18 protein-coding genes and 1 pseudogene are annotated in these 19,994 nt (G+C 44.2%); 11 read left to right on the top strand and 8 right to left on the bottom strand.

What is annotated here, in order from left to right:
* Positions 1-56 precede the first annotated feature (56 nt).
* Positions 57-1,262 (top strand): molybdenum cofactor synthesis domain-containing protein, encoded by a 1,206-nt coding sequence (locus tag P8X24_RS07720; protein WP_372915076.1) that lies wholly within the window; start codon positions 57-59, stop codon positions 1,260-1,262.
* 32 nt (positions 1,263-1,294) lie between these two features.
* Positions 1,295-1,564: a ubiquitin-like small modifier protein 1 gene (locus P8X24_RS07725; protein ID WP_372915078.1), complete on the top strand. Its 270-nt coding sequence runs from the start codon at positions 1,295-1,297 to the stop codon at positions 1,562-1,564.
* Here P8X24_RS07725 and P8X24_RS07730 read toward each other — a convergent pair.
* The 6 genes from P8X24_RS07730 to P8X24_RS07755 form a co-directional block, all read right to left on the bottom strand.
* Complete coding sequence (locus P8X24_RS07730; RefSeq protein ID WP_372915080.1) at positions 1,561-1,959, bottom strand: secondary thiamine-phosphate synthase enzyme YjbQ; 399 nt, start codon at positions 1,957-1,959, stop codon at positions 1,561-1,563. The two genes, P8X24_RS07725 and P8X24_RS07730, sit on opposite strands and share 4 nt — an antisense overlap.
* Positions 1,960-1,962: 3 nt before the next feature.
* Positions 1,963-2,244: a hypothetical protein gene (locus P8X24_RS07735; protein WP_372915082.1), complete on the bottom strand. Its 282-nt coding sequence runs from the start codon at positions 2,242-2,244 to the stop codon at positions 1,963-1,965.
* Complete coding sequence (locus tag P8X24_RS07740) at positions 2,183-3,481, bottom strand: hypothetical protein (protein WP_372915084.1); 1,299 nt, start codon at positions 3,479-3,481, stop codon at positions 2,183-2,185. Before P8X24_RS07740 ends, P8X24_RS07735 begins: the two co-directional genes overlap by 62 nt.
* Before the next feature lie 85 nt (positions 3,482-3,566).
* Positions 3,567-4,160 (bottom strand): hypothetical protein, encoded by a 594-nt coding sequence (locus P8X24_RS07745; protein WP_372915086.1) that lies wholly within the window; start codon positions 4,158-4,160, stop codon positions 3,567-3,569.
* 38 nt (positions 4,161-4,198) lie between these two features.
* Entirely contained in the window at positions 4,199-5,554 is a 1,356-nt protein-coding gene (locus P8X24_RS07750; protein ID WP_372915088.1) for a cyclic 2,3-diphosphoglycerate synthase, read from the bottom strand.
* 179 nt (positions 5,555-5,733) lie between these two features.
* On the bottom strand, positions 5,734-9,156 hold the full coding sequence (locus P8X24_RS07755; RefSeq protein ID WP_372915090.1) for a C1 family peptidase: 3,423 nt from the start codon (positions 9,154-9,156) through the stop codon (positions 5,734-5,736).
* Between the two features lie 202 nt (positions 9,157-9,358).
* On the opposite strand from P8X24_RS07755, the pseudogene P8X24_RS07760 reads away from it, so the two are divergent.
* The 3 genes and pseudogenes from P8X24_RS07760 (at position 9,359) to P8X24_RS07770 (ending at position 12,648) form a co-directional block, all read left to right on the top strand.
* A pseudogene (locus P8X24_RS07760) lies at positions 9,359-9,828 on the top strand (alanyl-tRNA editing protein).
* Between the two features lie 43 nt (positions 9,829-9,871).
* Positions 9,872-11,221, top strand: a complete 1,350-nt coding sequence (locus P8X24_RS07765) for an MATE family efflux transporter (protein WP_372915092.1) — start codon at positions 9,872-9,874, stop codon at positions 11,219-11,221.
* Positions 11,218-12,648 carry an MATE family efflux transporter gene (locus tag P8X24_RS07770; protein ID WP_372915094.1) on the top strand — a complete coding sequence of 477 codons (1,431 nt, stop codon included), beginning with the start codon at positions 11,218-11,220 and terminating at the stop codon, positions 12,646-12,648. Before P8X24_RS07765 ends, P8X24_RS07770 begins: the two co-directional genes overlap by 4 nt.
* Here P8X24_RS07770 and cdr read toward each other — a convergent pair.
* On the bottom strand, positions 12,645-13,967 hold the full coding sequence (gene cdr / locus P8X24_RS07775; RefSeq protein WP_372915096.1) for a CoA-disulfide reductase: 1,323 nt from the start codon (positions 13,965-13,967) through the stop codon (positions 12,645-12,647). The two genes, P8X24_RS07770 and cdr, sit on opposite strands and share 4 nt — an antisense overlap.
* 83 nt (positions 13,968-14,050) lie before the next feature.
* Here cdr and P8X24_RS07780 point away from each other — a divergent pair, with 83 nt between their 5' ends.
* A complete protein-coding gene (locus P8X24_RS07780; RefSeq protein ID WP_372915098.1) occupies positions 14,051-15,193 on the top strand; it encodes an MFS transporter in 1,143 nt (380 codons plus the stop codon).
* 22 nt (positions 15,194-15,215) lie between these two features.
* Positions 15,216-16,646 carry a pyruvate kinase gene (gene pyk / locus P8X24_RS07785; protein ID WP_372915100.1) on the top strand — a complete coding sequence of 477 codons (1,431 nt, stop codon included), beginning with the start codon at positions 15,216-15,218 and terminating at the stop codon, positions 16,644-16,646.
* Here the strand turns inward: pyk and P8X24_RS07790 are convergent.
* Entirely contained in the window at positions 16,643-17,794 is a 1,152-nt protein-coding gene (locus P8X24_RS07790; RefSeq protein ID WP_372915101.1) for a magnesium transporter, read from the bottom strand. The genes pyk and P8X24_RS07790 overlap by 4 nt on opposite strands.
* A 110-nt stretch (positions 17,795-17,904) precedes the next feature.
* Between P8X24_RS07790 and P8X24_RS07795 the strand changes: the two genes are divergently transcribed.
* Genes P8X24_RS07795 through P8X24_RS07810 form a run of 4 tightly spaced genes read left to right on the top strand, consistent with a single transcriptional unit; the run spans position 17,905 to position 19,990 of the window.
* On the top strand, positions 17,905-18,240 hold the full coding sequence (locus tag P8X24_RS07795; RefSeq protein WP_372915103.1) for a hypothetical protein: 336 nt from the start codon (positions 17,905-17,907) through the stop codon (positions 18,238-18,240).
* A 51-nt stretch (positions 18,241-18,291) separates the two neighbouring features.
* Positions 18,292-18,837 (top strand): 50S ribosomal protein L16, encoded by a 546-nt coding sequence (locus P8X24_RS07800; RefSeq protein ID WP_010884731.1) that lies wholly within the window; start codon positions 18,292-18,294, stop codon positions 18,835-18,837.
* Positions 18,838-18,884: 47 nt separating this feature from the next.
* Positions 18,885-19,232: a 6-pyruvoyl trahydropterin synthase family protein gene (locus P8X24_RS07805; protein ID WP_372915105.1), complete on the top strand. Its 348-nt coding sequence runs from the start codon at positions 18,885-18,887 to the stop codon at positions 19,230-19,232.
* Positions 19,226-19,990, top strand: coding sequence for a 7-carboxy-7-deazaguanine synthase QueE (locus tag P8X24_RS07810; RefSeq protein ID WP_372915107.1), 765 nt, complete (start codon positions 19,226-19,228; stop codon positions 19,988-19,990). Before P8X24_RS07805 ends, P8X24_RS07810 begins: the two co-directional genes overlap by 7 nt.
* Positions 19,991-19,994: the final 4 nt, after the last annotated feature.

Below are 19,994 nucleotides of genomic sequence, written 5' to 3' on the forward strand. Positions count from 1 at the left end.
GCTCAATAGAAAGACCTAATAATGGTTTTTATAAACCTTTAGCTCGGGGTGCAGGAATGGCGTTCTTGAAGGTAATTCCACTTGAAGAGGCCCTCAAGGTAGTTCTCTCATTTAAACTCCCTATTAAGGTTGAGGAAGTTGATCTTGCCAATGCTCTCGGAAGGATAGTGGCCGAAGACGTGTACTCCCCGACAGATGTCCCTCCCTTTGACAGGGCCACCGTGGATGGATACGCCGTTAGGGCCGAAGATACCTTCATGGCGAGCGAGGCTAGCCCTGTTAATCTCAAGGTCGTTGGGGAAGTTCATGCCGGAGAAGTCCCTTCGATAGAGCTCGGGAAAGGTGAGACAGTGTACATTTCCACGGGGGCAATGTTGCCAAAGAATGCCGATGCTGTAATACAGTTCGAGGACGTTGAAAGGGTCAACGATGAAATCATAATTCAAAAACCAGCTTATCCCGGGCTAGGCGTCATGAAGAAGGGGGCGGATATAGAGAAAGGGAAGTTGTTGATTAAGAAGGGAACGAAGCTCACGTTCAAGGAGACGGCCCTTCTCTCTGCGGTTGGCATCCACAAGGTTAGGGTCTTTAAGAGGCCGAGAGTGGCCGTGATAAGCACTGGCAACGAAGTTGTGCTCCCGGGACAGGAGCTTAAGCCGGGCCAGATATACGACATAAACGGGAGGGCAATAACCGATGCTATAAATGAGCTAGGCGGAGAGGGAATTTTCATTGGAATAGCCCAGGACAACAGGGACAGCCTGAAGGAGCTCATAGAAAGGGCAATTGAAGTTGCCGACTTGATAATTCTCAGCGGAGGGGCAAGCGGGGGAATGAGGGATCTCACTGCCTCAGTAATAGAGGAGCTTGGGGAAGTTAAGGTTCATGGAATAGCAATCCAGCCTGGAAAGCCGACCATAATAGGCATAGTTAGGGGCAAGCCCATATTTGGCCTTCCCGGGTATCCGACGAGTTGCTTAACGAACTTCACGTTACTAGTTGCTCCTCTCCTTTTGAAGTCCCTGGGAAGAGAGGGTAAAGTAAAGAAGGTCAAAGCCAAGTTAAAGCACAAGGTGTTTTCGGTAAAGGGGAGGAGGCAGTTCTTGCCCGTGAAGCTTGAAGGCAACATCGCTGTCCCCATACTGAAGGGTAGTGGGGCCGTAACGAGCTTTATAGATGCGGATGGCTTCATAGAAATACCTGAGAACGTTGAGAGCCTTGACGAGGGTGAGGAAGTTGAGATTACACTCTTTTCCTTTTAGCTAAACCTTATATTTCTTTGGAGGTGGGTGCTATGAAGGTTAAGGTAAAATACCTAGCTAGGTTCAGGATGCTCGCGGGAATCGATGAGGAGGTTTTGGAGCTTTCAGAGGGGGCAACCGTGGAAGATCTAATAGAGGAAATTAAAAAGAGGCACCCAAAGTTCAGGGAGGAAGTCTTCGGGGAAGGTTTTGATGAGGATTCCGATGTTAACATAGCAGTTAATGGCAGGTACGTTTCCTGGGATGAGAAGCTCAACGATGGAGATGTTGTTGGCATCTTCCCGCCCGTGAGTGGAGGCTAGCACTTGCAGACCTTTACATATATTTCCCTCGTCCTCGGCCCATCAAGCTCAACGAAGAGTACGCTCTGCCATGTCCCCAGGGCAAGCCTGCCGTTCTCAACTGGGATAACAACGCTTGAGCCCAGAATTATTGCTCTTAGGTGGGAATGAGCATTGTTGTCTACCCTGTCGTGACTGTAGCCTGCTCCTTTTGGGATAAGCTTTTCTAGTGTCTTTTCGAGGTCGCTAATTAAACCGCTTTCATTCTCATTAATGATTATTCCGGCGGTGGTGTGTCTGGTAAATACAACTACGATTCCGTCTTCAACTCCTGATTTCCCCACGATCTCTCTAATCTTCTCGGTTATGTCAATAATTTCTATTTCCTTTGATGTAGTAACCCTAACTACATCCATCACTCATCCCTCCAAATATTTAGCGAGCATTTCCTTTGCAGTTATTAGGTGCTTTTCGGGGTTCTTTTCCATGCTAAGTGTTGCTCTAAGTGCTACTATCTCTTCAAAGGCCTCGAGTATGTCATCGTTACACTTTCCTTTTAGTAATTTCTTCAGTGTCCAGTACACTTCTTCAATCACATCCTCCCTTAGAACACCATTTTTAGCCATTTTATCAAGGACTTCATAGAGAAATTGTACGTTCTCCAGTTCCTCTCTCCTCCTGAATGCTCTCGGGAACTTCACGTAGGCTCCCCTCCACAACTTTTACGAGTATTTCAGAGGCCAACCTTGAGGCTAACCCTCTATCCTTAATGCTGAGCACTACGTCAACGGCGTCCCCAATGTTTCCCACTTTAATAAGGTAGTGAGCCAAGAATCCGAGGGCAATTGACCTCGCTTTTTCTGTTCTTAGATTCGACATTATTTTCATGGCATTCTGTAGGTCATCAATTGAAAGATAGTACTTCACGGCCCCAACTAGAATATCCTCACTGACCTCCTTTTGGGTTAGAACATCAACGATTCCTTTTAGGTCTTCGTCGCCTTCCTTCAAAATCTTTAGTATATCCTTCTTTAAATACTTTAGAAGATGCTCGGGCAGTTTCGCTAAAAACTCTTTGAACTTTCCTTTGTCTCTAATGAAAAGTGCCTCAAATATTTCTTTAAGAACGAACTCTGGATTTGATATCTCCTTAATAATATCTATAGAGTGGTCGATAAACCCATGGATAGCAAAGATATACGCTATATCCTCCCTTATATCCTCTCTAACTCTCTTTGATAATTCCTTAGAGAATCCTATAAGATCCTCAACGCCCTCTCCTTTTTCCTGCTTTAGGTACATAAGGATCTCGGTTAGTGCTTGTCTCAGCCATGGTTTACTCTTTATTTCCTGCACAAGCTCAATTACCCTCCTATAGTCACCCACGGAAAGGAGCGGTCTTATTGCTTTTACTATTGCTTCCGATCTATAGGGTTCATCCGTTATTGCCTCAAGTATGAGCTCTATCTTTCTTTTCTTGTAGATTACGTTTATTTTCTCTCCTCCAAGTTCATCGAGGGCCTTTTCTAAAATTTTAAGCAGCTTTTCGTTTTTGATTTTCTTGTTCTTTATTTCTAAAGCGTAGAATAGTGCCTCTTCAAGCTCTCTTAATAGAATAAGGTACTCAACGGCTTCAGCCCTTATAGCGTCTTTCAGCTCGGGAGGTAGCATTTCGGAGTTTATCATGACTTCCCTAAACGCTTTCTTGGAAGATTTAAATCCAGCTAAACTCGTTGAGTACCCTATAACGAGTAAACCCCTTAAGAGAAGGTAGGGATCTTCTATCTTCGATAGTTCCTCGAAGGCAAGCTTGAAGACCTTTTCATACCTTGGGTCGTTTGCCCGTGCGAGGAACACGCCTATCCTTCCGTATGTTACTATCCTCATATAAGGATCTGGAATTGAAGATACGGATTCTATGACCTCCTCTATTACCATCATGCATCACCATAATTTTAACTACCATCACGATTTAGCCTCAGATTGTGAAATCCTTGGAGGACGTTGTTAATTAGTTTTTCGGTTACCTTCTGGTTTCTCTGATAACTTCTCTAAGCGATTCTATTCCTTCTTTGATATTGTCCTTGTCAATTTCAATCCATTGTGCGTTATGAAGCTTACTAAATCTTTCCATAAGTTCCGTGAAGAGAAGTCCACTCCCTTTAACGATCCTGAGGTTTCCCTTCTCTATAATTTCCTTATAGCTCTTGAGTCTCTCCTCCTTTCCAAGGTAGAAGAACCTTTGAATTGAAGAATAGTCATAGTCTTCTGGATTGCTTGACGTTGTGGTAAAAACACCACATGTTGGAGATCCTTTAACTCCAACAAAAACAATTTTTTCGGGCTTTTCTTCGGTTATTATCCTCCCTATAAAGTCGGCTATATCCTTTACAATCTTTTCCATTCCTAAGTGAGCCATTACTTCCTTGCTCATTGGGGGCCTTGGCCACCTTAGAAGGAGGAATTCAGGACAAGGATACGAGAGAATTTGCCACTCTTTGTCTAGCTCCGATATTATCCCCCTTACCCCTATTGATGCGATGTATTCTTTTTCCTTTGGTCCCCTGTAGACGTAGAAAGGCGTTATTAAGCAAGGTGCAATTACAAGGAGCTTCATGAAATGAAATTAGAAAAAGGATAGATAAAGGTTTGGGATCATTCCTTCTTCTTGAGCTTCTCGCACTTCTTGACCCACTCTTCAAGGATGTCTTTGAGCTTGGGCGTTCCGATCTCCTCAAGCTCATACTTGACCCTAACTGCGGGCTTGTTGAGGTTCATGAACCTCCTGAGGTCGACTGGGGTTCCCATAATGACTACATCAGCGTCAGCCCTGTTTATTGTTTCTTCAAGCTCCTTTATCTGCTTCTTACCGTACCCCATTGCTGGCAAGATGTTGCTGAGGTGTGGGTACTTCTTATAAGTGTCGATAATTGAGCCAACAGCATAGGGCCTCGGATCAACGATTTCCTTTGCTCCGTACTTCTTAGCTGCGATGTAACCTGCACCAAAACTCATTCCACCGTGGGTTAGTGTTGGCCCGTCCTCGACCACTAGAACCCTCTTGCCTTTGATGAGCTCCGGCTTGTCGACGAAGATCGGTGATGCCGCCTCGATAACGATTGCGTTTGGATTAATCTTCTCGATGTTCTCCCTTATCTTCTGGATATTCTCTGGTGGGGCTGAGTCGATCTTGTTGATTATAATTACATCGGCGCTCCTGAAGTTAGTTTCGCCTGGGTGGTGGGTCAACTCGTGTCCCGGTCTGTGTGGATCCGTAACTACGATCCAGAGGTCGGGCTCGTAGAACGGGAAGTCGTTGTTTCCGCCATCCCAGAGGATTATGTCAGCTTCTTTCTCTGCTTCCCTGAGGATCTTCTCATAGTCAACACCCGCGTAGACAACCATACCGCGCTCGATATAGGGCTCGTACTCTTCCCTCTCCTCAATTGTACACTCATGCTTGTCAAGATCCTCGAATGTAGCGAACCTCTGGACGACCTGCTTTCTAAGGTCTCCATAGGGCATTGGGTGCCTCACGGCTACGACCTTGAAGCCCATCTCTTGGAGTAGCCTTGCGACCTTCCTTGAGGTCTGGCTCTTTCCACAACCGGTTCTGACTGCGGTAACTGCAACGACAGGCTTGCTAGACTTAAGCATAGTTGATTTTGGCCCTAACAGCCAGAAATCGGCCCCAGCTGAGTGAGCCCTGCTTGCCAAGTGCATGACGTGCTCGTGAGAGACGTCAGAATAGGCAAACACTACAATGTCAACATCCTTCTCCTTGATTATCTTCTCAAGATCATCCTCGGGAAGTATTGGGATTCCATTTGGATAAAGCTTACCAGCGAGCTCTGGGGGGTAAACTCTCCCCTCAATGTCTGGAATCTGTGTAGCTGTAAAGGCCACGACCTCGTACTCGGGGTTGTCTCTGAAGAAGACGTTAAAGTTGTGGAAGTCTCTTCCAGCTGCGCCAAGAATAACTACCCTCTTCCTCTTCTTCTGCTCAGCCATTTTAATCACCCCAAAATATTTTTACGTCGAAACATTTTCGAATTTGGCATTTATAACAGTTTTTGTTTAATAGAGAAAGCTTATAGCTAATACTATTCAGAAAAATTATGAAATGGCCGAAAAATATTTAAAAATTCTTGCTTATCTTGTAAACAATAAAAAGAAATATTAAGAGGATATTAGACGCTTTGAGTCTTAATAGCATTCTTTAGCATATCTATGGCCTGCTGGAGGTATATGTATGCGTTTCTGAGATGAGGCAATAGGCTAATGTCCCATAACCTGCTTATTATTGCTCCTCCTGCAAGCTCTTCAGCAATCTCGTATTCTTTGATGGCCTTCTCCGTAAGCTCTAAAGCCTCTTTTAGTGTTGTGTTGTCGACCCCTACCTTGACTGCTTCTTCATAAACCCTGTTGAACTCTTCCATGCTAATATTGTAGTACCTGTAATACAAGAAGTTTAGGAATGTAAAGTATCTCCTAATGGTAATCTCAGGAACCTTAACCACTTTGCTTCCATCAGCTTCAATTATTGGATCCTCCTTGAGGACTATGAACACTATGTTGCCCTGCTTGTAATAATATCCAATCGGGTTGCTCTTGTCAGTTGTTAGGTATATTACCTGTCCGTCTTCCTTAATGACTCTTACCTTAGTTATGTTAATGTCCCTAAGAGCAATTACTGCAATACCATTCTCCTCAAGATCGACTTTTGCCCTTAACTTAACACTAACTAGTTTCTGAGCTCCAGTTCTCTGAACGACCTCGGTTTGGACTTCAACGTTTTCAACCTTTGAGTTCCATCCAGCAACTAGTGTTACATTCTTCTCTCCCTCAGCTACCTCCTCTATTGCAGTTCCGTTAACGGTAACCGCTGGGACGTTGTTGGTTATTGGGACTTCAACCTTAACTTCTCCGGCCTTGGTTTTAACTTCAACGATCATGGTGTTATTTTGTACGGTTACGTTTGAGACTTCGGCACTAACTGCACCGATCTTAATACTTCTGTTTTCAATAGAGACTTCCTCAACGGGTGTCTTTGCAACGACGACGAAGTGAACCTTTGCAGTTCCGATGTTACCTGCCTCATCAACTGCCTTAACTATGAGATCATAGGACCCACTTGTTAGATTGAGTGTCCCTCTGTACGTTCCATTGACCTCAGTTAGAGTTACTGTCTTTCCTCCAATGTTAGCTGTGACATTGAGAAGTGGGAGGGTATCCGTGACGTTGACTACTATCGGGATTTCTGTCGTGTTGTATATAGTTGGCTCTGGTGAGATTATGTGGACTATAGGTGCCTTGATTGTAATTGTTCTCTCAGGTAGCCTATATGTCTCACCATTCATGAACTCAACTTCGACTGTGTAATTGTAAGTGCCTGCGGGCAACTTAAGCTTACTAGCAATGGCTGAACCATAGAAGTAGTAACCACCGTTCTCTGATGTTAGCTGGTACTCTTGATCTCCTATAATTACCTTAGCCGACTTTAGTCTTGCCAGACTAACTATGTCAACATTGAAGTTCCCAACATTCACACTTGTATTGTTCCCTGGAGTTATTGGACCATACTGAACTGGAGGTACGGTAAGGGCCACACTAACGTAATCTCCTTCGGGTATCTCAACAACGCTTGTGTTTGAACTTATTGGGTAGTAACCCTGAGGAGTCCAAATGAGGATAGTGAAGTTGTACAACTCCCCTGTTATATTGTCTGGGACCTTATCAATTAACTGTATGATAAATGTAACATTATTGGGAGCTTCTATCTCGTCTAGTGCTCCTGAAATGTCAAAGGCCATTGGGCTGTCTGGGAAGGGGTGTGATTGTGGTATGGTTGAGGCATTGAGTTCGGATAGTGAATTAATCCCTACATAGTCAATCCAGAAGTCAAGGAAGTAATGTACCCATACTGGGTCTTCGCTTACGGCAACTATTATCGGAATTCCCGAGCTGTATATTATCTTACCTGATGACCTGTTGTATATACCATCTATGATCTCTCCTCTCACTGGGTGCTTAATTCCAACAACAACAAAGACCTTTGGGGTGTAGTTAGCCGCTTTAGGCACGAACACGAACGCTTCTCCAGGTACTGGGAGAGGCAGGAACAGTTCTACTGGGTATACTCCTTCCACGTAAACTATTTCCTCGTCGGACATCCTTGCGGCCTCATATGAATAGAGCCAGAACCCGTTGTCCCCCCATTCCTCTCCCCAGGAGTTTACCATTATTAAAGCTCCTTTTCCATCAGGAGTTGTTGCATTGTCATCGTACCCTATTATAGTTACTGCATGACCTCCACTAAATGCCCAGTAGAATGTATTGAAGTCAAAATACTGTAGGCGGCTTTCGTATTCTCCTAACGGTATGTACTTTACCATCAGGTAGAAGTTTATTATAGCATATAAGTCTGCAAAGGCATTGTCCAAGAACCACTTGGTGCCATTAATTGAATATGCTGAAAGATAGTACTTTGCTTCTTCCAGCCATTCTTCATTAAAGTTCTTCTGGATACCTTCGTAAATTTTTTCTGCCGCTTTTGGAATAGTGTCGTCCATGCTAACATTATATTTTTCTGTGAGGACCTTCCTCATTAGGATAGCTGAAAGATTAGCAGCTATCTCGTCTTTATATTCCTCTGTGTAGGCCGTGCGTACCCAATCTATTAATTGCCCGACGGTCCAGTACTTGAAGGTCCCATTTTTCCAGTTCTCTGTATATAGGAGGGCACTATTTGCGTACCATGATATGTATTCAATAAAGTGTTCTGGATGGTTTAGGTAATTAAATGATGGAAGAACCATTATTCCAGTCTCAAGGATGTAACCCTGAGCAAGTAACCCTTTCATGTAGTTCCACTGTGTGTCATTGTCTAAGTATAGGATATACCACTGACCTGGAAGTTTGTATGTGTTGTACGGATCATAGTACTGCCACCAGTACATGTCTTCAACGCCACTGTTATGTGGAGCAAGCATCCATTGGCTGAGGTTCGGCCAAACCCACAGGTAGTCTTCAGGGAACGGTGGGTACGTATAGAGTGGGAATGCATCTAATGGAACAGCGCCTACAGTGGAAATTAAGTTCATAGCATCCCACATATTGCTGCCAGAGTCATATCCCTTGTTGATTAGATTGTAAGTAAATGTTGGATTCATTATTTCACTTGGAGTGTTCGGATGTGGGTTGTTCCTCCACCAGTTTACCATGTACGTCCAAACATAGTAAGTTGAGGCCCATGCATTACAGGAACCCACATAGCCTTGATCACCTATTGGAGGCAGATAGAAAGTATTGACAACCTTTGAAGGCAGGCTTTCATTACTTGCATATAATAAGGCTCTCCCAGGATATGCAGGGGCGCTTAGAAGAGCCTCTTTAAATGCTCTCAAGTTTAGTGATTCATACGTAATTCCAGTTAGCTTTGAGTACTCCTCTAATGGCGTCCAAAGTAATCCCGTCTTGTGAGCACTTGGGAAGAGTTCTTGGGCTGTTATTGGAGTATCCTGGGGGGAGGCTGTAACGGGTGTTGCTAGTGGAACTATAGACAGGACAACTAAGATTGTTATCAATAATGGGACTATTTGCTTTTTATTCATGTAGCTACACCTCCATACATAGTTGTCCATTATTTTTCTTTTATCACTGGAATATAAGAATTTTGGCCGTTTGATATCTATGGTACCAAGAAAATGCTCACCATAGAATAAGAAATTAGAAATGCTGTGCAATTTCCGATGTTTAATTTTGTCCAAATGATAATTCCTTAAGGAAAGACATAAATTAATCCTACAAGTTGTTATGAACATGAGCGTTGAAGTTAAAACTCACACGGCTCTTCACATACTCAAGGGGGCAGTTGTTAAGGTCCTGGGAGAGGAAGCAAAATGGACGGCATCAACGTACGTCAAAGGTAACCACGGTGTTTTGGTTGTTAAGTTCAACAGAAAGCCTACTAAGGAAGAAATAGAGAAAATTGAGGAGCTTGCAAATAGGAAAGTGAAAGAGAACGTTCCAATTAAGGTTTATGAACTTCCCAGGGAAGAAGCTGAAGAAAAATTCGGAAAAGAGATGTACGACCTGTTCCCAGTTCCTAACGATGTGAAAATTTTGAAGATAGTTGTTTGTAATTGAAGATTTGGAATGTTAATGCTTGTAATAAGGAACATGCGAAGACAACTGGTGAGATCGGAACAATTAGAGTTAGGAAGGTTAGATTTAGAAAGAACAAGAAGCTACTTGAGATAAGCTTTGAGATCATTGGAGATTAACTCCATAATAAACTTTTTATTATAACGTTTAGATGAGCATTTGATGCCCACACTTCAAGAAGCAAGGGAAGAAATACTGCATGGGGACATAGAGAAAACCCTATTCAAGCTCGCGTTTCCCTTAATAATAAACAACTTAGTCCAGGTAATGTACAACTTGACGGATACATTTTGGTTAGCTAAGCTTGGGAAAGCCGAGCTTTCTGCTCCAGGAACCGTTTGGCCCTTGCTCTGGTTTATGACAAGCTTGGGAGCTGGATTCGTTACAGCTGGCTTCGCCATGGTTAGTCAGTATGTGGGAGCAAGTGAGTTTAAAAAGGCTAGCAAAGTTGCCGGTTCTCTCTATGCCCTTCTCCTCTTTCTTTCTTCCCTCCTAGCGATTTTTGGTGTATTCATTGCCCCCTATGCATTGAGGTTTGTCAAAGTTACTCCCGAAGTTTACCCATTCGCCTTGAAATACATGGTTATCGTGTTCGCCGGTATCCCTATTGCTCTAACCCTCCACGCGTTCAACTTCATACTCAGAGCCGTTGGTGATACGAGAACCCCAGTAATAGTGAACGTGTTCACGATAATCCTAAACATAATTCTTGACCCAATATTCATATTCCCCCTTAGAATGGGAGTTCTTGGTGCCGCCCTAGCTACCGTAATTAGTGAGGGGGTTGGCTCAATAATAGGTGGCTACCTACTCTTTACGGGGAAGGTTAGCATAAAGATAACCCTGGAGGACATGAAGCCCGATCTAAGCTTGTACTGGAAGACCTTTAAGATAGGCCTCCCAGCAACGGTTGGAGACTCTGCAAATTCTTTTAGCTTTGTCTTGCTGACTAGGATTATCTATGGATATGGAACCGCCGCATTCGCAACGTACACGATAACTAACAGGCTGACAAACTTCATGTTCGCCTTTGCGGATGGGATAAGCCAGGGAATGGGAACTATGATAGGGCAAAACGTTGGGGCTGAAAGGTACAAAAGGGCGAAAATCATAGCTGAGAAGGCGATGCTAATTAACTTCTTAATCCTTTTGATTGGCACCATTATTTTCATAGCATTCAGAGAACAAATATTTGGCTTCTTCATAAAGGATCCTGAGATACTAAGGGAGAGCGAGAAAGTTGTCAAGTACTTTGCGACATCACTGCCCTTCTTTGGCATATTTGCCGCAGTGACAAACGTTTTTGCCTCTGCAGGTCATACTAAGAAAAACCTCGTCTTAGGTACGATAAGGCTCTGGGGATTGAGGATACCTCTCAGCTACTACCTGGGGAAGATGCTTCATGACAGTGCCGGAGTTTGGATAGGGATGGGGTTGAGTAACGCTATCTCCGCTCTAATTGGTCTAGCATGGTTCATGAGGGGGAGCTGGATGAGGAGGATAATAGAATGAGCATGGAGAAAGTTAAGGCAATGAGGGAGGAAATTCTAGAGGGGCCGATTGAGAGAACCCTTTTTAGGTTAGCTTGGCCCATAATAGTGAACAATCTAGTTCAGGTTCTCTACAATATAACTGACACCTTCTGGCTTGGCAAGCTTGGGAGGGCTGCTCTTTCGGCCCCAGGAGTAAGCTGGCCAATAATCGGGACCCTCATGTCTTTCGGCATGGGCTTCACAATGGCAGGATTTTCCATAGTGGGACAGTATATTGGAGCTGGAGACTATAAGAAGGCAAATCGCTCTGCTGGTGCCCTGCTCTCGCTTATTCTGGTCTTCTCTACACTATCCGCCATAATAAGTATTGCAATCCTGCCTTTAGCTTTGAGGTTTATGCATGTAACAAAAACTATCTATCCCTACGCGTTCACGTACTCCCTAATAGTCTTTGCCGGAGTCCCTGCCTCCTTCACTTTCATGGCATTTACCGCCCTAATGAGAGCAACTGGGGACACTAAAACTCCCGTGAAGATAAGCATGCTCACGGTTTTCCTCAACATAATCCTTGATCCTATTTTTATCTTCGCCTTGGGGCTTGGAGTGGCCGGAGCAGCGATAGCTACTGTCCTTTCAAATGCCCTTGGAACCTTTATAGGATTTAAAATCCTTCTAAGTGGAAAGGCCGGGCTAAAGATAAGCAGGGAAAGCATGAAACCGGACTGGAAGTTCTACTCGAAGATAATAAAGATCGGCCTCCCTTCAAGCATCGGTCAATCTGCGAATTCTTTTGGCTTTGTCGTCCTTACAAGAATAATTATGGGCTTTGGAGATGTGACGTACGCGGCTTACACGATAACAACAAGGCTAGTGAACTTCATAACTAGCATATCGAGGGGTTTTAGCATGGCCATGGGAACCATGGTTGCCCAAAACGTCGGTGCGGAGAAGTATGAGAGGGCGAAAACGATAGCCGAGAGGACAATGGTCGTGAACTTTATAATAGCAAGCATTGCCGTTTTAACGATTGGCATTTTTAGGGTTCCCATCTTTAAGGTGTTCCTAAATGATCCGAAGGTTATAGCCGAGAGTGCAATAGTCTTGAAGTACTTTCTAATCTCCGTTCCCTTCTTCAACGGCATTTTTGTCGTAGTCACGAGAGTTTTCACGTCAGCAGGCCATACAAAGAAGAGCATGATAATGAGCATGCTAAGGCTTTGGGGCTTTAGAATCCCCCTAAGTTATGCTTTTGGTTATATCCCAGCCTTAGTGATTGCATTTACTATAATGGGTCACTCCATAAACTTTAGGATACCATTGGCAGAGCTCTTTGGCTTTACGAGCAAGGGAGTATTCTTCGGCATGGGAATGAGCAACTTCTTAGCTGCAATAATCGGGTTAATATGGTTCCTTAGGGGTAGTTGGATGAAAAGAATTATAGATTAGAACTTGAGAACCCTAGCAAGAACGACTAGAGGATCCCAGACCGGGGCGAACGGAGGTGCATAAGCTAAATCCGTAAAGAACGTATCCTTCGTAGTGAAGCCTGCCATTAGCATTGCTGCAGCTGTATCGATCCTGGGGAGTATCTCTGCCCCTACAGCCTGCACTCCAAGCAACCTGTTTGTTTCGTTGTCAACTATCCCCTTCAGCCATATTGGCCTTGCCCCAGGATAGTAGTGGGGTCTCGTTGATGCTTTTATGAACGCTGTCCTTACGTCATATCCTTCCTTTATTGCCTCCTGCTCTGTCAATCCTGTCTTTCCTATTTCAACGTCCATGAACTTGGTAACGCTAGTCCCCAGAACCCCCGGAAAGTGGATTTCTTTTCCGGCTATGTTACTACCCGCAACGTACCCCATCTTATTCCCAGCTGGGGCCAATGGGGTCCATACCCTCCTTCCCGTAATCACGTGCTTCGTCTCTGCAACATCTCCAGCAGCGTAAACGTTCTCAACGCTCGTCTGCATCTTCTCGTTTGTCCATATGGCTCCAGTCTCACCTATCCTAACGCCTAGTTGCTTTGCAAGCTCGATGTTCGGTTTTATTCCTGTGGCAAGTATAACTATGTCTGCCTTGTACTCTCCAGCATCTGTAATGACTTTCTCAACCCTATCTTTCCCCTCTATTTCCATAATAACTTCTTGTAATCTTAGGTCAACATGTTGTCTCATCTTTTCCTCTAAGATATCTGTAACCTCCTTGTCAAAGGACCTCTTCAAAATTCTGTTGCCCCTCTCAATCAGCGTCACGTTCTTACCCTGAACAACAAATGCCTCTGCCATTTCAACCCCTATGTACCCTCCACCGACTATGACGACATCCTTTACTTCATGCCTTTCCATGTACTCTTTTATGGCCACGGCATCTGGAGGCAGGTCAGCAGTGAATACTCCAGGAAGATCAACACCCTCAACGGGTGGAACCTTGGGGGAGGCGCCATTTGCAAAAACTAAATAATCCCACTCATAGCTTTTTTCTCCATCTTTCTCTCTCACCCTGACGTATCCCTGGCCTACCTCTATAACCTCAGCGTTGAGGTGGAGGTCAATTCCCCTCTTTTTAATGAAGACCTCTGGGGGATAGTGCATTAGCTTTTCTGTGGAAGAGATGCCCTCAACGACGTACGGAATCCCACAAGGGGCGTGGCTGACCCATTTCGTGGCTTCGAATACCTTAACTTCCCATTCAGGCTTTAAACGCTTTACACGTGATGCTGCACTCATTCCAGCAGCTCCACCACCTATTATAATGACCCTCTTCATACTCTCACCCACCAGAGGTTCTAAACCTTACGTTAAAAAAGCTTGGCAAGGCTTTTAAAAAGATTGTCTAAAAGTTCAGCTCGATGTTTAAAAGGAATACCCTTGCGGTAATACTGCTTGTCCTCTCGGCATTTACCGGAACCCTAGCGTTCAGGTTAGCTGTGCCTGCGATTGCTTACTACAGTAGAGGCGTTTTAAAGGCTTCAATGGTCTCGATCTCAGTGATATCAACATCATTTATATTTGCCAGGGCCTTTGCCGCGGTTTTCGGAGGCTATTTAGTGGACAAAAGGCCAAAGCTTATAATCCTAGGAGCGCTGGCCATGGCACTAAATGCCCCTCTTGTCTACCTTTACTCCTTTGCGTCCTCTTGGATCCACATAGTTGGAATAAAGCTAGCTAATGGATTTCTGAATGGGATCAGCTGGCCTCTTGCACAGTTAGCGGTTGCTTACGCTTCTCCTAGGAGTATCAGGGCTAGAATATCAGCTATTTACTTCTTCTTTGGAAGTTTGGCCTCGCTTGCGGGCAACTATCTATATGCTTTTACAATTAGTATTGGAATGAGAGGGCAGATGGTAATTTCTGGCATATTTTATATCCTAACTGGTCTACTTATGGCAAGTGCATACTTATTAATAGGGACTATAAAAAAGGAGGGGAAGGATAAAAAGACGGAGGAAGTTGATGTTAACCCTAGGATTGTGATAATGTTTGGAGCGTTAGTCTCGTTTATCTCAGCTTTTGCCTTTGGAGAGATAACCTACGTATACATATCTGAGACCCTGGGATTAGAAAAGGGAAAGGTTGCGATGGTGCTTGGGACAATAAGTTTCCTATCCTCGTTAACTTCTTACTTCATCTCCTGGGTTGCCGACTCCATAGGGAGCGCCAAGGCTCTAAGGATTATAGCCGTATTTGGGTTCCTAGCCCCAATTCTCGCTGGCATTAGAACTGGCTTTACTATATTCTCTGGTATATTCCTAGCATTGCTGGCGGTGAACTCTTTTAGACCAATATCAAGAAAAATCCTAGTTACTCATTCAAGATCTTCGTTGGCAATTGGAGGAATTAATGGGGTTCAGAACATATCGACGTTCTTGGGAGGAATAATTTTTGGTTTCGCATACACTCTTGGCTCTCTTGGTGCTTACAATCTTGCATTCCTTCCTTATCTTCCGTTTTCCTTGGCTCTTGTAATAGTAACCCGTAAATTGGAGAAGTGAGTATCACTTATGGTGGGAGTCAATGAAGCTACCCCAACACAAGACTAAGATAGTTGCAACAATAGGACCGGCAACAAACTCGAGGAAGATGATAGAAAAACTAATAAAAGCCGGGATGAGTGTCGCAAGACTAAACTTTTCTCATGGAACTTTTGATGAACATGCAAGGGTTATAGAGACAATAAGAGACGTCTCATTGAAGTTAGATAGAAGGGTTGCAATACTAGCGGATCTCCCTGGGCTAAAAATAAGGGTGGGAGAGATTAAGGGAGGTTATATTGAGCTTAGGAGAGGAGATAAGGTAGTTTTAACTACCAGGGACATTGAAGGGGATGAGACAACGATACCAGTTGAATATAAAGACTTTCCAAAGCTTGTCTCTAGGGGAGATACTATATATTTGAGCGATGGATATATAGTCTTGAAAGTTGAAGATGTTAGAGAAAGAGAAGTCGAGGCAGTCGTTGTTTCTGGAGGGAAGTTGTTCTCGAGGAAGGGTGTCAACATCCCTAAGGCCCACCTACCAGTTGAGGCCATTACACCGAGAGATATGGAGATAATAGAGTTCGCAGTTGAACATGGAGTTGATGCTATAGGCCTGAGTTTCGTTGGTAGCGTTTACGATGTTCTGAAAGTTAAAGGGTTCCTAGAGAAGAAGAACGCTGGGGATATATTCGTTATAGCAAAAATAGAGAGGCCAGATGCTATTAGGAACTTTGATGAAATACTGAACGCTGCGGACGGAATAATGATAGCTAGGGGTGATCTGGGCGTAGAGATGCCGATTGAAAAGCTACCTATATTACAGAAAAAACTTATCAGGAAAGCGAATCAGGAAGGAAAGCCTGTGATTACCGCAACCCAGATGCTCGTTTCTATGACTACCGAAAAGGTTCCCACAAGGGCTGAGGTTACCGATGTTGCAAACGCAATACTTGATGGAACTGACGCAGTAATGCTTTCAGAGGAAACCGCTGTTGGAAAGTTTCCGATTGAGGCCGTAGAGATGATGGCAAAAATAGCAAAGGTTACTGAAGAGTACAGGGAAAGCTTTGGACTCAGTAGGATAAGAGAGTGGCTGGAAACTAACATTCACAGAGGCACGATAAAGGAGGCAATTACGAGGAGCGTAATAGATGCTCTCTGCACAGTTGATATAAAGTACATCTTAACTCCAACGAGAACGGGAAGGACGGCTAGGCTTATTTCAAGGTTCAAGCCAAAGCAGTGGATACTAGCATTCTCAACGAGCGAGAGGGTCTGCAACAACCTAATGTTCAGCTATGGAGTGTACTCCTTCTGCCTAGAAGAGGGATTTGATGAGAGGGATATAGTTAGGCTGATCAAGGGACTAGGACTCGTGGAAAGTGACGACATGGTTCTTATGACAGAAGGCAGGCCGATAGAGAAAACTGTTGGGACGAACTCCATAAAAATATTCCAGATAGCCTAGTGCAAAGCTAGAGCGACTACGAAAATCGTTCCCAGGACATCAGCTATAGTTGTTATCAGGGGAACTCCAAGGTTGTCAGGGTCGAGATGAATCCTAGGAGCAACGAGAACTAATGTTGCCCCTATGATCATCACAGCTAGGGCGATCAGAGGATAACCTAGGATCAAAGGAGCTACAAGATTGGAGTGCACATGCATTGTAAGCTCAACTATTAGAATTGCCATAACGTTTGCGATTACTATCAAGGGAACGCTCATTAAGAGCATTGCCAGTATTTCAAGGAAAGTATCCTTTGACTTTACCCCTTCTTCACCTTCTAGATGATATCTGGTCGATAACCTAGCTACTATGACGCTCCCCATATTGCCCAGACTGTCAAGGATGGAAGGATAGAGAACGGCCAAAAGTACCATCTTCCCTATCGCCGAGGAGTACTGCTCAAGGAGAGAGCCTGCAAATGACTCTATCAACGCTAAGAGGGTTAATATACCCGCAATTTCGGTAAAGCTACGCTCAATGATGTTCCCACTCTTTATCCCCATCCACATAAGTATGCCTAACGTGAAGAAAAACAGAAGATAGAATATTTGCCTGTTGGCGAGGTAAAGCTTCAGGAAGAATATGAGGGTCGGAATCGTTACTATGTCGGATATCGATGTTATTAATGGTGCGGCTATTCTATCCGGGTCGAATCCTCTCGAATATGGAACAACAGTTATCAGAGCTGCAGAGTATCCCAAAATTATCCCTATCACAAGGGCCGAAAGGATGACAACGAGCAACGCGGCAACTGCCGTCTTAAGGTTGTCCGTGTGTAACACTCCAATAATCCAAAGAATTATCAGGGGTATCTTTGAGGAGAAAATTGCTCTCAAAACTTCTCTCTTGAGTTCCCTGTCCTTGAGTCCCTTTATAATTCCAAGATTTAATTTTGTTGTCAGCCTAGAGGCAAGGGTTCCAAAAACATTCCCCCTAAGATCCATAAGGCCTGGGAGGATGACGAGAATTATGGGGAAGTTCTTTGCGATTTCAGAATAGTTAACGCCTAAGAAAGTCCCTCCTACGAAATCAAGAACTAAGCAGAGAAGCAATGCTGGGAATGTATATCTTATTGATTCTTTCAACTTTTGGAGGGCAATTGTTGCCATTCTCATCCCTCCTCATCCTCTCACCCCTGACAAGGCTATAAAAAGGCAAATTTAAACTTTTTGTATAATCAAAAAGAACGTTAATAAAGCTCCAAGAAGAGGAAAAGATCATGAAGGTATACCATCCTAAAAGAGAATGGCCTGAAGAATATAGGAAGGTCTTGGAGGAAATGCGGGACATAATAGATCCAGTCACCGGTGAGAGCATACTGGACTCAGGAGTTTTAGCTGGGATTGAAGTCACGGAAAACACCCTAAAGGTTTGGCTCAAGTTCGAGAGCCAGGCAGAATATAACATCTTGGGCGGTGCGGCAATGGCGTACTCAAGGATAGTGGGTAGCATAATGGAGAAGTTTGCCTTAGTAAAGTTCGACAACGTTTACGTTTACGACCTCAGGGGGAACATTATAGGGAAGTTTGAAGCCAAAAAGAAGAAAGCTTTATAAGTTTTCCCTGGGCGCATACATTGGAATCACTCTAATCATGGAGGTGAGAATATGGCTCTAAGGCCCGCTAAGATCGATAGGTACGTTGACAAGCCCGCTTACACAAGAAGGGAATACATTAGGGGAGCTCCCGGTCCAAAGATAACGATATTTGACATGGGGAACCCTGCAGGTGATTTTGAGTTCGAGGTTGCCCTCCACACCGCTGAACCTGTTCAGATAAGGCAGAATGCCCTTGAAGCTGCAAGACAGCAGGTCAACAGGTACCTCCAGAAGAACGTCGGTAGGAGTAACTACCACTTCAAGATAAGGGTTTACCCATTCCAAGTCCTTAGGGAAAATCCAATGGCTACCGGAAGGAAAGCTGATCGTTACGGTAACGGAATGAGGAGGCCCTTTGGAAAGCCCATAGGGCTCGCCGCAAGGCTCAAGAGGGATCAAAAGATACTCAGCATTAGGGTTAACAGGCAACACCTTAAGTTCGCTATCGAGGGTGCAAGGAGGGCAGCAATGAAGTTCCCATGCAAGTGTTATTACAGGATTTACGATAAGGAAGGAAATGACGTAACGACAAAGATACTTTCCCAGGGTCTCTGATTCTTAACCCTTTTATTTAGATCTGCCTAATTCTTCTTGGTGATTTCATGAAGACGAGGTTGATCGTTAAGACAAGCTTCGACGCTGCTCATGCTGTTAAAATAGGTAGCGATTGGGAGGAGCTACATGGCCACACGTTCTTCTTAGAAGTTGTTGTTGAAGGGCCAATAAAGCACGGTTATATAATAGACTTTGTAAAGCTCAGGAAAATCATCGAGGGGATAACCAAGGAGCTTGATCATAAGAATCTGAATAAGATCTTTGACAATCCAACGACCGAGAACATAGCTCTATGGCTTGCGGATAAAATAAAGGAGAAGCTGCCCGATAATGTTATTTTAAGGAGGTTAATTCTCTGGGAAGGAAGTGATTATGGGGTGGAGCTGGAGTGGTAAAGGTTATTCTAGCAGAGGTCTTTAACAGCTGGCAGGGGGAGGGAGGAAGCGTTCCAGGTAGTGCCTTTGGGAAAAGGCAGATATTTGTTAGATTCGCGGGCTGTGATTTAAGGTGCAGGTGGTGCGATTCCAGGAAGTACATAGATGCTTCAAGGGTTTCCCGTTGGAGATATGAGATAGAGCCCTTCACGGGAAGATTTGAATACAAACCGAACCCCGCGAGTCTAGAGGATGTTGAGAGGATAATAATTCGCCTAGATACGGGGGATATACACTCGATAAGCTACACGGGTGGTGAGCCAACCCTTCAGATAAATGCTTTGAAAGCTTTGATGACGAGAATGAAGGAGCTCGGCTTTGATAATTTTTTGGAAACCCATGGGGGTCTTCCAGAGGCAATAAGAGAGGTCGCAGATATTACGGACTATGCAAGCGTTGATATAAAGGACGAGAGCGCGAAGGCAGCGAAAGATTGGAGGGGATTGGTGCTCAGAGAAGTTGAAAGCATAAGGATACTTAAGGATGCAGGGGCTGAAGTTTACGCTAAGCTCGTTGTGACGAATGAGACAAAACTAGAAAACGTTCGCTGGTACGCTGAACTGCTGAAGGGTCTTGCTCCTCTAGCCATACAACCTAAGGAACCCATCGACATCTCCATGATTAAGCTTATGGATATTTACAGGGTTGCGGCGGAGATCCTTGGAAAGAAGAACGTTGGTCTTAGCTTTCAGGTTCATAAATACCTAAACGTCCTTTAACTTT

This window comes from Pyrococcus kukulkanii, from assembly GCF_041647995.1.
Lineage (GTDB): Archaea > Methanobacteriota_B > Thermococci > Thermococcales > Thermococcaceae > Pyrococcus.